The 15,395-nt window shown below is 38.6% G+C and carries 14 protein-coding genes and 1 other RNA gene; 2 read left to right on the top strand and 13 right to left on the bottom strand.

Features of this window, described 5'->3' with window-relative positions:
- Window positions 1–34 precede the first annotated feature (34 nt).
- The 11 genes from HC965_RS19750 to HC965_RS19700 all read right to left on the bottom strand — a co-directional run bounded on the left by HC965_RS19750 (window position 35) and on the right by HC965_RS19700 (window position 12,312).
- Window positions 35–1,951 carry a PKD-like family lipoprotein gene (locus tag HC965_RS19750; RefSeq protein WP_191033065.1) on the bottom strand — a complete coding sequence of 639 codons (1,917 nt, stop codon included), beginning with the start codon at window positions 1,949–1,951 and terminating at the stop codon, window positions 35–37.
- A gap of 34 nt (window positions 1,952–1,985) precedes the next feature.
- Window positions 1,986–2,861, bottom strand: a complete 876-nt coding sequence (locus tag HC965_RS19745; protein WP_191033064.1) for a DUF4843 domain-containing protein — start codon at window positions 2,859–2,861, stop codon at window positions 1,986–1,988.
- A 10-nt stretch (window positions 2,862–2,871) separates the two neighbouring features.
- A complete protein-coding gene (locus HC965_RS19740) occupies window positions 2,872–4,479 on the bottom strand; it encodes a RagB/SusD family nutrient uptake outer membrane protein (RefSeq protein WP_191033063.1) in 1,608 nt (535 codons plus the stop codon).
- A gap of 20 nt (window positions 4,480–4,499) precedes the next feature.
- Entirely contained in the window at window positions 4,500–7,877 is a 3,378-nt protein-coding gene (locus HC965_RS19735) for a SusC/RagA family TonB-linked outer membrane protein (protein WP_191033062.1), read from the bottom strand.
- A 180-nt stretch (window positions 7,878–8,057) separates the two neighbouring features.
- Window positions 8,058–9,134: a FecR family protein gene (locus HC965_RS19730; RefSeq protein ID WP_191033061.1), complete on the bottom strand. Its 1,077-nt coding sequence runs from the start codon at window positions 9,132–9,134 to the stop codon at window positions 8,058–8,060.
- 145 nt (window positions 9,135–9,279) lie between these two features.
- Complete coding sequence (locus HC965_RS19725) at window positions 9,280–9,894, bottom strand: RNA polymerase sigma factor (RefSeq protein ID WP_191033060.1); 615 nt, start codon at window positions 9,892–9,894, stop codon at window positions 9,280–9,282.
- Window positions 9,895–10,173: 279 nt separating this feature from the next.
- Window positions 10,174–10,570: a transfer-messenger RNA gene (ssrA, locus tag HC965_RS19720) on the bottom strand.
- Between the two features lie 138 nt (window positions 10,571–10,708).
- Window positions 10,709–11,047, bottom strand: a complete 339-nt coding sequence (locus HC965_RS19715) for a hypothetical protein (RefSeq protein ID WP_191033059.1) — start codon at window positions 11,045–11,047, stop codon at window positions 10,709–10,711.
- A gap of 35 nt (window positions 11,048–11,082) precedes the next feature.
- On the bottom strand, window positions 11,083–11,592 hold the full coding sequence (locus HC965_RS19710) for a hypothetical protein (protein ID WP_191033058.1): 510 nt from the start codon (window positions 11,590–11,592) through the stop codon (window positions 11,083–11,085).
- Window positions 11,593–11,596: 4 nt separating this feature from the next.
- Entirely contained in the window at window positions 11,597–11,746 is a 150-nt protein-coding gene (locus HC965_RS19705) for a hypothetical protein (protein WP_191033057.1), read from the bottom strand.
- A gap of 233 nt (window positions 11,747–11,979) precedes the next feature.
- Window positions 11,980–12,312, bottom strand: coding sequence for a hypothetical protein (locus tag HC965_RS19700; protein WP_223854953.1), 333 nt, complete (start codon window positions 12,310–12,312; stop codon window positions 11,980–11,982).
- 205 nt (window positions 12,313–12,517) lie between these two features.
- Here HC965_RS19700 and HC965_RS19695 point away from each other — a divergent pair, with 205 nt between their 5' ends.
- Together HC965_RS19695 and HC965_RS19690 are read left to right on the top strand one after the other, a co-directional pair.
- Window positions 12,518–12,766: a helix-turn-helix domain-containing protein gene (locus HC965_RS19695; RefSeq protein WP_191033055.1), complete on the top strand. Its 249-nt coding sequence runs from the start codon at window positions 12,518–12,520 to the stop codon at window positions 12,764–12,766.
- Between the two features lies 1 nt (window position 12,767).
- Window positions 12,768–13,346 carry an ORF6N domain-containing protein gene (locus HC965_RS19690; protein WP_191033054.1) on the top strand — a complete coding sequence of 193 codons (579 nt, stop codon included), beginning with the start codon at window positions 12,768–12,770 and terminating at the stop codon, window positions 13,344–13,346.
- A gap of 892 nt (window positions 13,347–14,238) precedes the next feature.
- Here HC965_RS19690 and HC965_RS19685 read toward each other — a convergent pair.
- Both HC965_RS19685 and HC965_RS19680 read right to left on the bottom strand, forming a co-directional pair.
- Complete coding sequence (locus HC965_RS19685; RefSeq protein WP_191033053.1) at window positions 14,239–15,024, bottom strand: phage antirepressor KilAC domain-containing protein; 786 nt, start codon at window positions 15,022–15,024, stop codon at window positions 14,239–14,241.
- A 2-nt stretch (window positions 15,025–15,026) separates the two neighbouring features.
- Window positions 15,027–15,362 (bottom strand): hypothetical protein, encoded by a 336-nt coding sequence (locus HC965_RS19680; protein WP_191033052.1) that lies wholly within the window; start codon window positions 15,360–15,362, stop codon window positions 15,027–15,029.
- Window positions 15,363–15,395: the final 33 nt, after the last annotated feature.

Raw genomic sequence — 15,395 nt, 5'->3', positions numbered from 1 at the left:
GGATGTACCAAACTTAATTATCACGCGCGTTGTTTTAAATGAGCGGATCGGGCTGCGAATCATTAACTGTCGGAGATATTAAACCTCCTTTATATACTACATCTATAATTTCACCTACTCCGGTAAAAACATTGCTTTTTTCATTTTCCGTCCCGGCTAAAGGAAGCAGACGGGGAACCAACGTGTTTTCTGTATAATTGTATTGGAAAAACTCCATTTTGCCATTCTTTCCCTTAGGCAAGTTCGGATTCATAGTACCAACAATTACTGTTCCATATTTTGATCCTCTCGATTGTTGTATTTTCATAGAGTAAGGGTTATCCCAACTTCCAAGATTGTGATCATCCACAGATTTCATACAGGTTACCGTTGTATATCCGTCTTTTACAAACTGACTGGTCACATCTTCATATGTACCTTTGCCGCCGGCATCCCAGAAACCATCATCTTTTCCTTGAGGTACCAACTGACTCTTACTACCTACGGTCAATCCCTGCAACTTAAATTTGTAAATGGTATTGTCATCTGTTACACAATATAGAGTCAATGCTCTTTTAAACCAAATTTTTATGTTCTTATTCGTTAACATTGAAGGAAAATAAAATCTGCTAAATCCGGCATCTATTACCCCGTTATTATCTGTTCTGAATAAAACACCCCGGTAATCTCCCTGCGGACCTTGAAAAATGGCAAAATTATCCTGTACAACTGTATGACTGGTAGAACTATAAGTCCGACTCCGGATGTCATCAGCCAGATATACTAATTTCGTATGCGGATCTGATACTCCCGCATCGGTGAACATCATTTTATCATTAAATTCAGCATTAATATCCTGTGTATAAAAGATTTCGTAACGATTGCCTGGTTTACTCAATTTGTGACAGACAAATTTCTTATCTGTCTCATTAAATAAAATACCAATACCATTAGCATTATTCACGTTTATAGCAACAAAGGGAGCTGGTTTATAATGCTTTATTTCAGTTATTTGCCCCTCATCATTATATACAACCATGCGGTTGACCGGTTGATCGAGATAATACCAGGAACTACTCGTATTTTGAAAGTACCAGTCATCGTTATACAGAAAATAAGCACGAGTCTGGGCGCCTGCAGCATTGGGGCCCCTCGCTACTATTTTCTTAGCGACTACATTCTGATTGGCCAACGGAGACCATGGTTCTATTATAGATGAAATGGAGTATTTTTCATCATACGAATAGTCACCGGGAGCAAGCCGTGTCGTTATTTTATCCGTTAATACGTAGAATGCATAATTATCTCGTCCTACTTCCGGTGCAGTGATATCCCATAATGTCTCAATACCATAAGGCTCGGCTGAAAGATCCAAGTTCTTGATACTGCTAAATAAATTGGTCACTAGATGATATTTCAACTCATTCTTGGCTATTATATCAACATCAAATCCGTATTCTTTTTTGCATAAAGCAACATATCCGTATTTTGCACGGGAATGTACACTGATTCTGAACATCCATATTCTCTTGACCTCTGTTTTATTGTTGCTGGCTTCAAAAGCAAATGAATACACACCTGATTGAGCTGTAGTCTCTACTCCCCATTCTTTCGTCATAGGATATATGAGATCTTTTTCTTCAGAAACAACCAGACCTTCTTCCGGCTTGGTTTTACCTCTCTGATAACCATACCATTTGAATGAATAGTCTGCCTCTTCGTCTGATATGAAAGCTAATTCCGGAGTTAAAATCAGATTGTCGCCCGCTTCTACAGTAACATCGTAGAACGTCTCGTTTTCTCCCTTAGTGATGTAATCTCCGGTGGCATTTTTCACTTTAAACTCCGCTGTATTCAGGTCGTTAATTTCCTGATAATCATAATTTCCTTTGTCTTCATTACAAGAAAAGAGAAGCAAGAATGTACCCAGCAGGAGTACACTTTTATTAAATAGATTGAATATTTTTTCCATATTGTCTTTTATTTATCTTATTCACCTTTAAAAGTCAACTTACTCCTGGTGTATGAAGTATGTTCCACCAGACTCCCCATTGAATTGGTTCCGGATATTTATCCTCATTATCTTGCAAATAAAATTTCACTAGTGCTTTCCATCTGTCGAAAATTCTTGTTCCGCCAAATCTACTGTTGAATATTCTTTCAGCCTTTTTGTATATTTCTTTATCAGGCTGTGCATCCAATTCTTCCTGGGTATACTCCAAAGAAGCAAGCGACAGCCCGGTCGCCGCCAGAAATATTTCAAGTTTCTGGGGAGTATACTCTCCCAAATAAGCTTTCATTCCGATTCTTGAAGTTTCATGATAGAATTCTTCCCACATACGTGGCGGAACATTGATTGAAGAAAAATAGAAAATTCTGAATTCCGTACTGTTCTTGATCTCTTTATCACTATTTCCTTTTTGCTTGTTATAATCAGTGAGGAACATATCATTTTCCAGTAGTTTAAGGTAAGCAATCAGTGTATCCCCGTCGTTTCTCAATTTGTCAGAATTCAATAATTGTATCTGAATGCTGCCTTTGCTTGCTCCCGCCGATACAAATGCCTGCTTGATTATAAAATCGACCCCTTCTTTCGCCGTATATTTTTGCCCATTGGCAATGGTGGTGTCCTTAGGCTGCACATTGATAGGACGGTTGATATCGGCAATACCTCCCAATAATGAGATTTCAATATTAATAATAGAGTCTTCTTTAAATTCAACGGCATTCATCTCTTTTAAATTCACGTACATAGAATCTATTTTGCCATTATCTCCATGTTTAAAGTAAACTCTATCCTGTGAGGAATAACTTACCACTTTTTCATGTTCGCATGCAATCAAAAAGGTAGCCAATAAACCTAATACTATATATTTTCTCATAATCATGCATTTAAATGTTAGTTTCTATAGTCGGTATGTCTATGACGTATGCTTTTTCTTTATCCTGAATTTGCAATATTGAATTTACTGTATTCGAATCACGGAATGTATCCTGTTGCTGTCTTTTATTAAAGAAGAATAATTGTCCTTCACCGGCAAATTCGCAGTAATATTCTTTCCGGATAAAATCCATTAAGACACTTTTAATTTCGGGACTATTGGTATCGATTGGGTTGTTTGAATGCCCGAAACGATAGATTTCATTGACTGTTCTGCGTTCCAGATGTTCATTGAACATTGCTATGGCATCATCATAAAGTCCGGCTTCAACTTTGGCTTCGGCGATAATGTAAAACATCTCCGCCAAACGAATAAGGGGCTGATGGTAGGCATTCGATTGAGTCGTAGAGTTTGCCGGTTCCTTAAAACGTCTTTGGATAAAGACCTTGGTTACTCCATCCCCTTCGCCAAATATATTGCTACCCGTTCCTACATCGGTTCCGTTATTCTCCGTCCAGCACTCTCTTCTGAAATCTCCGAGTGCGACATCCGGATTGTCATGACCTGCAGGTTTAGCAAACATAAAGTTATTCAACATCTGTTGGGATACAAAATATCCGCTTAATACTTTGGAACCATAATAGCGGCTATTTCCGTCTGTGTACATATTTAAGTAGTGGATTCCGAATATCACTTCTGAGAAGAATGTATAGTCAGATCCCCGCAAAGCTGTATGCCATTGGAAGGGCTTTCCCTCTCCTACTGCCGTGAGTACTTTTTCGGCAGCCGAAACCGCTTCTTCAGTATTGCCCATATATTGCAGCACTCTAGCTTTAAGCGCCAATACGGCATAGTAGTTCATTCTACGGTTTCTATTCATATAGAAATCATCAATTACCAACTCTTCGGTGACAGCACCGGGATTGGTTAATATAGGGTCTGATTTTTCCAATAAACTTTCTGCCGTCTGGATATCTCGCAGCAGTTTCTTGAAGAATTTCTCTGTACTCTCTTCTCGCAAAGAGTATAATTTGTTTACTATATCTTCCGTTTTGTCGATAAAGTCCAAATCATTATAAGGCAATCGCTCCTCCTGCAATTTTTGGAGTTCATAAGTTGTACCGAAGATTCTGAACAAATCAAAATGAATATATGCGCGAATCGCGTAAGCCTCTCCTAAAAGAATGTTCTTCTTGTCGGGGTCCATCGGAAGATTCATTTCCTCTATTGATTTGAAGTAATTGTTTATCCTGAAAGACAACGTATATCCGCTTTTCCATATAGCGCTAAAAATAGATTCTATATTAGCTTCCGTATATTTGTGATTGCTCAATTCTTCAATCATAGTTGCCGCATTTTCAGAGGTGCTGATTCCTTTGTCGTTATAAACAAATCGATTAGCCATAGCTTCAATAGCGGTTTGGCTTAAATAAGCTCCGTATAAATTGGAAGAAATCATTTCGCGGTAAAAACCATTTAGAACTCTTTCTGTGCCTTCGAGCGTAGTAAACTGGGTCTTTTCCGTTTCATTTCCCAATTGTGTTATATCAAGCCAGTCGTTACAACTTGCGAACAGTATGCTCAACAATAGAATGAAATTATATTTAATTGCTTTCATGTTTCGTTTATATGTTAAAATTAAAATCTGGCACTTATACCTGCCGAAAATGCTCGCTGGAAAGGATAATCCAATCCACGTTCCTGTTTCATGGAGCTTATCACGAATAACTCCTGCATGGAGAAATGTACTCTGAGATCTTTGAGATACCACTTCTTGATCCACTTGTCTTTGGTGAAATCGTAGGAGATTTTAAAGCTTTCTCCCCGGAACTGATCGTCTTTCTGTATGAAACGTGATGAAACCGGTGTGTTAGGAGTGGAACCTGCCACGATATTCTTAAATTGGGCAATGTCTCCGGGTTGTTTCCACCTGTCATACAAGGCACGACGGTCTTGATTATATACCAAAGAAGTCTTTCCTATGTTTTCCACTTTTTGATATAGAGCTCTATTGAAGTTGTGAGCGCCTAATTTATAACGGAAGAACATGGAAACTTCTAATCTTTTATACGTGAAACTTACATTAAACACTCCCTGAATATCCGGATTACTGTCTGCAACAGGCACACGGTCATCCGCATTATAAGTGAATGTAGGTTTACCGTCTTTAGTTAAGAATATTTCATTTCCGGTAGCAGGATCAATACCTAACGAACGTACTGCCCATAAGGTAGTAGGACTTTGTCCATCTTCATATTGGAGTAGTGAATTGATGTTCTGATTGGCGTTTGTCCCTTCTTCTTCGGAAGTTCTTTGATATGCCTGGTTCAGCTCCGCCAATTTATTATCAAAATTTCCGTACTTGGAAGATGTGGTAGAACCGGTTAATCCAACGCGCAGGAAAATTCGTTCCTTTGTATTCCGGATGATGTTATAGTTGATTTTAAACTCCATCCCTTTCGTATCCAGAAAACCTACGTTAACAGGAAGACTTCCCACACCAGTAGACGGGCGTTGAGCTAAACTAACCACCAAAGGATTTGTTTTTGTCCTATATACATCAAATGTAACATTCAAACGATTGTCGATCGTTGTGAAGTTCAAGCCAGCTGAGAATTTCTTGGCAATCTGCCATTTAAGGTCGGGGTTAGCATATTGACTTAAATAAGAAGCCAGGCCGAAAACGTCATTGCCGGAATAGTATTGGTAAACATCTTCATTTACATTGCTTACATTCTGATTACCATTGATTCCGTACGTCGTTCTGAGTTTGAATTCCTGCAACCACTTCCAACTTTCCGCAAAGGCTTCCTTATGTATATTCCATCCCAATCCTACAGACCAGAAATCTTGAAATTTCTTGTTTTTCCCAAAAGAATTAGCACCGTCCAAATTGTAGTTGAAGTCAAAAAGGTAACGATACTTGTAATTATAGTTAAATGCCAACAAAAAAGAAGCCGATCTGCTCTTTTTTATGCTATATCCGGGTTTACCGTTTTCCGGATAACCGGTAGCATAGCTTGGGATACCCATCACTCCTTCGGGAAAACCGGTCACAGAGAAGCTCTTACCGTTCTTATTCATTTCTTCTATGGCTGCTCTTCCTATGAAGGTCAGGTTGTGTGACTCCAAGAACGATTGTCCGTAGCTGATACTAGTATTGGCACGATATCCCCAGTCCGAATTGTACGAACTGCTATAACTTCCTTTTTTCGTATAGTCAGTTTGATCTCTATAATCGCTGTGGCGCGGATCTTTGAATGATTCCGTTTCTACTTTGGTTGTAAAAAGACTTAACGATGCCTGCCATCTCCATTGGTCGTTTATAAACCAGTCGAATGAGGTATTGTTGGTTAAGTTGAAAGAGCCGCTATTGTTATATCCATAAAGCATCGCATTATAATAAGGATTAACAGCAGAAGCTGAATGAGTATCAGTCTGACCGTTCATGATTTTAATTTCGTCCAACATCATTGGAATGGTGCCGTCGTCATTTTGCATTCTAAAATACGGATTCGCATTAGCAAATGACTGGAAAGAGCCCCAGTTGCTGTTGTCCGAATTGGTTATGCCCACGGTCAAGTTGTTGGCAATGTTTACTTTTCCGGTACGATAGCTTACCCGTACGTTTCCACCGAATGATTCACGGTCGGAGCCTTTCATTACTCCTTCTACTTTTCTGTAATTAACACCTATCTGGTATAAAATAGATTTGGAACCACCAGAAATATTTAAGGAGTGGTCATGTGTGAATGCAGTCCGTATAGGTACTTTTAACCAGTAAGTATCTATACCTTGTGCCAAGCGTGCCAAATTGTCATTATAAAGCTTGATATTGCTGCTATTATTCAATAAATCGTTCAAATCTCCATAACGTCCGGCCAATGCTTCGAACTCTAGTTTTTCAGCAGCATTCATCATGTTGTATGCGCTAAGATCGGCTACGGCAAGTTGGAAATTGCCGCTATAATTGACCATCAATTCACCTTCTTTAGGCTTTAAGGTTTCTACTACCACTACACCATTGGCGCCTTTCGCACCGTAAATGGCGGTAGAACCGGCATCTTTCAATAAAGTAATGGATTCTATGCGGTTAATGTCCAAGTCATTAATAGTTTCAAGTGTAGTCTCAAATCCATCCAAGATATACAAAGGCTGATTGGAGTTGGCACTGTAATCGTCGATATCCGTCTTGAAGTCGACGGTAGTACCTCCGCGCATGGTTATGGCAGCCATGGTGTTTGGGTCTGAACCTGCCAGGTTATTATCCATAATTACAAAGGATGGATCTAAAGACTTCAACGCCTGAACTAGGTTTATGCCACCTACAGACTTTAATTCTTCTTGACTGACAGTGGTGTATGAGCCTGTAAACCCCAGTTTATTTCTTGAAATAATACCGGCATTTATCACGACTTCATCTAACGTTGCATTAGGCTCCAAAGTAATTTTATAATATGAAGTTCCTTTTTGGATCTTTATTTCCTTTGCCGTCATACCAACATATGAAATTACTAATATTTCCGAATCGTCAGCAGCAATAGTGAATTTTCCGTCCATGTTGGTAGCCGTACCAATTCCTGTATTCTTCACGTGAATCGTTGCTCCAATAATCACTTCTCCTTTCTCATCCTTGACAAGCCCTTGGATCAGTTGCTTCTGTTTGGATTGTTGCGGAACTGTTTTTTGTTCATCTACACTTTTTTTCAAAACAATCTGACGGTCATTTATTTCATAAGTGATAGCCGTTCCCTTCAGCACCTGCCCAAGGATTTGCTCCACACCTTGCTTCTCTACTTTTACTGATACTTTTTTAGATGTATCAAGTAAATCAGTGCGATACATGAAAATGAATTCACTATGTTTTTCAATATACTGAAAAATCGCTTTAATAGAGGTTTGTTTAAATTCAAAAGTAAACTTTTGATTTTGTGCGTATACGGAATTACTCGAATAACTCCATACTGAAGTCAACAGGAATCCCAGTACAAACATAATTTTCGTTAATCGATTCATTATGATTGCGTTTTTCAACTTTATTTCCATAATTTTGTAAGATTGATATAATACCAGAATTTGGTGTTCCTCACTTAATCCAAGCAATATTTGCGGTATTGCTTGGATTCTTTAATTCGATAAAGCTTTCATGTAATCATACGTATTTCTTTTTTAAGATTAAACATTCGGTTTCATATTTTATTGTACAATTGTCTCCAAAGGTTTTAACATATAGACATTCTCCTGTTTTGAAAATGAGAAGCTCCCTGTAACAGATATTCTTTTCAGTGCTTCATCTATTCCACATTCCAAATCTATTTTACCTGCAATCTTTATATCTGAAATATTATCGGTACAATGAATATCAACTCCGTAATATCGACTCAATTTTGCCAGAACTACATTCAAAGGATCATTATTCAAAGACAATATACCTTTAGTCCAAAGTACATATTCTTCCGCATCTACTGAAGACTTTTCAATCAGGCCATCAGATAAAATTACGGCCTTGTCATCAGGAGAAAGAGATAGTTCTTTGCCCGATTTACTTTTCACATTTACCTTTCCACGTACTAAAACAACTTCCGCATTTTCGAATGTATCACTATAAGCCTTTATATCAAAAGCAGTTCCCAATACTTGTACTTCAAATTGCGCCGTTTTCACTACAAAAGGGGCAGACTCATCCCGTTTTACATCAATAAAAATCTCTCCGTCTACAAAGATTTCACGTTTACTTTTCTCAAAATGCTTAGGATAAATCACTTTGGTACCCGCATTAATATGCAAACTAGAACCGTCAGCTAAAATCAAACGGGTATATTTGCCTTTAGGAACAATAATCTGGTTGTACAAGTTTTCTGTAACATTTTTAGAAACCTTTTCTTCATCTACACTCACAATTCCATCTTGTGAGTAAGTTACTGTAGATCCTTTCTTCACATGAAGAACCTCTTCCTGAGAGACAATTAAACGGATATCTTCTCCTTCTATACTTTCATTTGACATTTGGGCTGCTATTATGGAAATATCCGACTTATCGTTAAAAGAAGACCATTCAAGTCCCAACCATATACACCCAATAAAAGCGGCTGCAAAAGCTATTGTCACAAGTATATATTTCTTTCTCCTTCTTCGTTTTTTCTTTTCAATGCCTTCTTTTATTTTACTCCATATCTCAGCCATTTCCTTTTGAGAAGGAGTTTCGTTCTGCATTTTAAAATAATCTATAAGATTGCGTACAATATTTCTGATATCCATTCTACTATATTTCATTTTTATCCTCTTTTATTGTATAATTAGAATGGAATTAAAGGAAAAACCTACTCACTATTCGAACATTTTTTTTGAGTAAAAAGTAATAAGAAGTACTGTTTCTTTTATATTTATCTAATAATCAAGTCAATATAGCCACTGCTATTTATATAGATAATACCATTTTCATAAGAAATAATTGCCATATACCTAAAAAACACTCATCTTGAACCATTAAACTACGTAATTTTGTCAAGGCCCGACTAGATAAGTTCATAGATGATTGTATATTCATATTCATGACATCTGCAATCTCCCTATACGAAAGATCTTCCACATAACGTAAATAAAGAACTGTTCTTTGATTTGGAGATAACTGTGAAATAGCCTCCAATAGACGGCGAGCCAACCATACATCACGATCATTTTTAGGAAATAACTGTTCAAACAGGTCTTCATTGACCGGAATATGGAAAACTGAATTATCCAATGAATCCACCTCTTTATCAGATATTAATTTATAGGTAAGATTATTCCTTAAGGCTCTTAACAGATAAGAACGAACAGTTACACTAGCAACATTGATATGAGTATTCTGATATAAATTTATAAAAAGATCTTGAATACAATCTTTTACCAATTCTCTGTCTGTACTGCACCTTAAACCATAATTCAACAGAAGAGGATAATATTTTTGGTAAAGTATCTCCAAAGCCTTTTGATCACCTTTTATTAAAAGGTTCCACAGAATTTTATCATCCATTTTATTAGAGGCGGTCATGCTTTTTTTGTTTTAATTGTAATGCATTGCAAATATATTCTAATATTCAAAAACAAAAAACTTTTTTATTATAATAAATCATTTCAGTACTGTAGAAAGAAAAAACAAGAGAAACCATATTTCTCTTGTTTCTCTAATTCCTGTTTACATGTTTGACAGTCGCTAACCACCTTGAATCAAATGAGCATAAAAGTTGAGGGAGTAAAAAGAGGAGCTTAGAAAAAGAAAAGTTCCTGAATTATTAAAATTCAAGAACTTACAAAACTTATCATTTTGTTTTTGTGGAGCTGGAGGGAATCGAACCCTCGTCCAAACGAGGAAATCATAAGCTTTCTACATGCTTATCTTTGCCTAATTTTTCGTGCAGGAACAGAACCAAAGCCATCAACTCCTGCCTTATCCTCTTTAGTTTCATTAGAAGTGCGAGGCCACTTCCAACTATCCCCGATATTACTGCACCACTGAACCGGAATGCTTCGGAGCAACAGCTTCCGAGTGATGTCTCGTCCTGGCACCTAGTGCCTGGATTAAGCTAATCTACTGTGATTCGATTAAGCAGCAAGAGCGTAATTAGTTTCGCCAGATAAAATTTTGATAACTGAGATTTGAGTGGAAATTACCGACCCACTGCATGCTTACCCACCATTTCTACCCGCTGTCAAATCCAGTCAACCCCATGACTTCGTAACGGTCTAAAAATGAAAAGATTACAAGAACATTTAAAAGTCCGGGGGACGAATAAGGGACAAATGGTACATTTTATTCCCTATATTCTTGCTTTCTTTGATGCAAAGATAGAAATTATTCCGCATTTCTATCGTTTATTCTGTGCTTTATTTTCTATTGCACTCTTAAATGCAAACTCAATACCCTTGCTTAAGCATTTATTAGCTATTATGCGTGGTGATGTATTATACTTATTCGCCAAAGCCTTTAATAATCCGTATTCATTTTGGGTTACGCTGGTTGATACTTCGCGGTAACCTTCATTTCCTTCTAATTCAATGTCTCCTGAATCGGCTAACCCACTATTAATATACCCTCTAACAAGTTCATAAACAGAGGTTTTTTGACGCTTTGCAACCTTCTCTAATATTTCGGAAATTTCCAAATCTACCCTTGTTTCTATTTTCTTACCATTACTAGCCATCATCTTCTTTTTTTTGCCAAAGTTACTAATAAAATTCATTACCGAACGAATAACCGAACCTTTCCCGCTTCCTCTCTTCCACCCGGCGCGCTTCCGGTTCTTTCCTCGCAGAACCTTCTAAACGCTTCGACATTCCCAGACGATAGAATAAACTCGGTAGCAAGTTCTTTCGCTGTCATTTCCTCGGTCACCCGCCTATATAAACGCCTCATCTCTACATCTTGATTAACCACCCGGTAAAATAAACCTTGTGCTTCTATAGCGTTATTATATCCCTGCAATATTAGATTGTGTATTTCGTCGTATGGATTATCAAACCCCGCCAACATAATAGGGGTGATGTCGCACGCCGCACTCATGCACTCTTTTTGGTGTGCTTTTCGGTTCTTCGTGAAACGTTCTAACCGTTCCTGCTGTAATTCGGTTACACTTTCTTTAGTGCAACCCATATAGCCGCCGTTTGCTTCTCCTAGATGAATTGTACCTCTATCAAGTTGCATACCTTTCACCGGGCGACCGTCCGCGCCCAAAATTACTACTTCTTCCATGATTTTATATTTTGTTAGATGTGAATAAATCGAGTTTGTAAGATGAGGCTACACACAACGCAAGCCCCGTTATATTCGGCGCGGCTGTCTCCGCTTCCGTAGCAAATAGCAGGATAATGCCCGCTGTTAGTCCGAGTACATAAATCGCTTTCATAGTGAATAACTTAACAATTCGGTTTGTATACTAAGTAACTTCATTATGTTTGGAGTAAGCAGACCGGAACGAATTACACCGTTATCTTCCCGTAGACACCCGAATAGGTTCTTAATAATTCCTGCATTTGCTAAATTCGCCTCGCAACTAACAGTTATTCGCCACATGCCCGAATCCTGTTTAATACTGATTTCTAGTTCTTTCATTTGAATATGTATTTAGTTCGTTAGTAATCAATCACCGCAATAATTTCCCCAACCGCTGAAAGATGAATAATGATCGCCCCGACCGTAGCCGTATGCCAGACATTCAGCCTCAACCTTTGCGGCACGTTCTTCACGTTCGCGCTTTGCGGATTCTACTTCCATTGCGAGGCGTTCGGCTTTCTCTGCTTCGATACGAGCAACGCGGGCGGCGTATTCCTGTGCTTCTTGTTTCTTCGCTTCGTGATAGGCGATTGTTTCGGCTCTACGGTCTGCTACTTCTTTGTTGAACTTAGCAACCTTCCAAGCTTTTTTTAATGCTTCCGAGAAGGTCGGGTACTTTTCAGGTCTAAACTTTCTCATTGTGTGGGCTGATTTCATTATTTCGCTTAAATTGTATCGTTTCATAACTTATATCTTTGATTTGTTCATGCAAATATATAGTTATAACTTTGATTATACAATAATCAAACAAAGCAATGACTTCTTTTTAATATTATTTAATCAAAGTGATAGCTTTGATTTTAATATTAACTCTATCTTTGCAAAATAATCAATAATTAAAGCTATGGGTTTAAATATAAAAAAAGCAATCAAAGAATATGGTTTAGAAGTTCGCGAAGTGGCAAAGCGAATGGAGATAACACCAACTGGACTAAGTCAACATATTAACGGTAATCCGTCCGTCGAAGTGTTGGAACGTATTGCAAATGCAATAGGATGCGACATCTCGGAACTATTCGACCAACCAAAGAACAACACAACCGGAATTGCGTGCCCGCATTGCGGAAAGAATATCAATATCAAGGTAGAATAAGATGGAACAACTCGAAGTAATACAAAGTAAGATATACGACATACGCGGCTGTAAAGTGATGTTAGATTTTGATTTGGCGGAAATGTACGGAACGGAAACGAAGTATTTAAAGCGGTCGGTAAAGAATAACCTTAAACGGTTTCCTAGTGACTTCATGTTTGAACTAACAAAGGATGAATGGGATTCTTTAAGGTGCAATTTTAGCACCTTAAACGGTGGACGCGGTCAGCATCCTAAATATATGCCTTATGCTTTCACAGAACTAGGCGTTTCAATGCTTAGTAGTGTGCTCAACTCTGATTTAGCGATTGAGGTTAATATAAATATTATGCGTGCTTTCGTTGCGGTTCGCCAGTTACTGTTAAACCCGCCGACCGATCCAGTACGTGAACTCCAAAGCGAAGTCAAGGAACTAAAGGAGTACATCGAAGAAGTGTTTGCAGACTACAACGACATTAACGATGACACCCGGATGCAGTTAGAGTTAATCAATCAGACGTTAGCCGAATTACAGGCGCAAAAGGCTTTAGCAGATAAGCCGCGTAATCCTATCGGCTTCGTCACTCCAAAGAAGAAATAATAAATAGGCTGTCCGATTGGCTGTCTCATTGGCTGTCCGATTGGCTGTAAATTTTACAGTAGTAGACGCGGTAGTCAGTAGCAAAGTACGAAAAAATCGTAGTAGGCTACTTTGGTGTAGGCTACCCGGTTGCCCGTTGGTTAGTTGTTGGTTGCTTCGTTGGTTGCATCGCGATTATAAAGCCTCATAACGAATGAATATTCAATCAGTTGCACCGATATTGCATTGGTTCATTTGTTGGTTGATTTGCGTTCCGTTTGCGTGTCCGTTGCCGTTTCCTCACTATTTCCTCAATACTTGCAAGGTTTGTGCTATGTGATTGAATACTATTTGCTTAAACTGTTTCCTTACTGTTTCCTTTTGCGTACTCGTTTGCGTATCTATTTGCGTGTCGCCTGTCCCTTACCCTGTCCCTCAACCTGTCCCGAAAACTTCCAATCTAAGCCGGAAATATATTGAACTATAATAAGTTGAGACGGTTTCAACCTGTCCCGTTTGCTGTCCCTTGACCTGTCCCGGATCGCTCCGTATTCAAACAGGAAGCGCCAGAGAATAGCAAACCGTTTCGAACTGATACACTTTTCTTCGTCTCGCTTGCTTGGTTCAGTTCGCTTTATGTTGCTACGCAAATACAAGCCCGTAGCGGAATAATCTTTCTTTGCGCGATAACTTGATAAGGCGGCGAGGCGTTCGGCTGTCTTGCGTCTCCGTATTCAACGGTAAACAATACTAGACGGGTGCGGACGCTTCGAGACATGGCAAAAGGGGGGCACGATTTTTATTTTTTGACGCGATTCTGTTAAACCCACTTCACCCCATCTTTTTACACGCGGGATATTTTTTTCGGGTGGGGGTGCTCGTTGGGGGTAGTAAAAGTTGTCATTACTCATCTTTAGTTCAGTAGTTTAGATGTCGTTCCTTGATATAAATTAATAATGAAAAAAGCTCCTTTTTCCGTCCAATACATGTGCTTTACTGTTTTGGTTTCACCTGTATCCGAGTCGGTGCGGGTGAATGTCTTATAGCCTTCTAATCCTTTTCCCCGAATATCAGAATAGAGAAAATATAAATCACCCTGTTTGTATTGTATTCCAGACTCACACAGGAAACTGTTTAATTTTCGGGCACTTATCCCTAGTTCGGCGGCTATTGCATTAGTCGCTATCAACTTAGACGAACGTAACACCGTATCGAAATACTCCGCTTTTGGCTGCATCGCTTCGATATTGAGAGAAAGCGCCGTGTTTCGTTCCCTCTCTGATTTCAAAGCGGTTAACAGGTCTATAAGTCTATCGGGATTTTGTAGCATTTGCGCCAGTGTCTCGCCTGTCATATACGCACCGTATTTGCGAATACTTGGCAGCACTTCACTTGTTACCCATTTACGAAACGGTTTCACTTGTGGCGCATCGGAATAGAGCAATACATCATAAAAGCCGCTTTCAGTAACGAAATTTGCAAGTGAATTGCCTACTATTACGCCCTCATTCTGTTTTAGAGCGTGTAAATCAATCAGTTGTACATCTTCCCTGTCTAATCTTCCTTTTACAGATGATGGGTTTGTTAGCTCTATCGCTTTACACACGTCAGCCAGACAAAACAAAGGTTCTCCGCTTTCGCTTGTTGCGGTTCTCACTTCTCCGAATCTCTCGTTTTTGAAAATAGTAATCTTACTCATAATTAATTTGATTTTAAATTGTGTTTACTGCTGTTTAAAGAAGCGTTATTCATGGAGCGTTTCGGCTTCACATACTCGAAATGTCGTTCAGAGTTTGACAAATCACTGAACATCATTTCGATTTCTTCCGGTACGGGTTCAATCTCCGTATCATTGTCTGGGTCGGCAACACGAAGAAAGCAGGATAAAATATACTGCATAATTTCGTAATTGCTTTTAAACTTGAACTTTTTGCGGATTTCATCGAGTCGTTCCCATTGCTTCGGGTCGATACGTACCGGAACTTTCTTTGTTTCTCCCATTGCTTTGCGCCGTTCGGCTTTCTTTATTGCATCCATAGTTTTAACGTGTTTTATTGAGTGAATATATCG

The organism is Bacteroides sp. GM023 (genome assembly GCF_014750685.1).
Lineage (GTDB): Bacteria > Bacteroidota > Bacteroidia > Bacteroidales > Bacteroidaceae > Bacteroides.
This window is presented reverse-complemented; position numbering and strand designations above follow the sequence as displayed.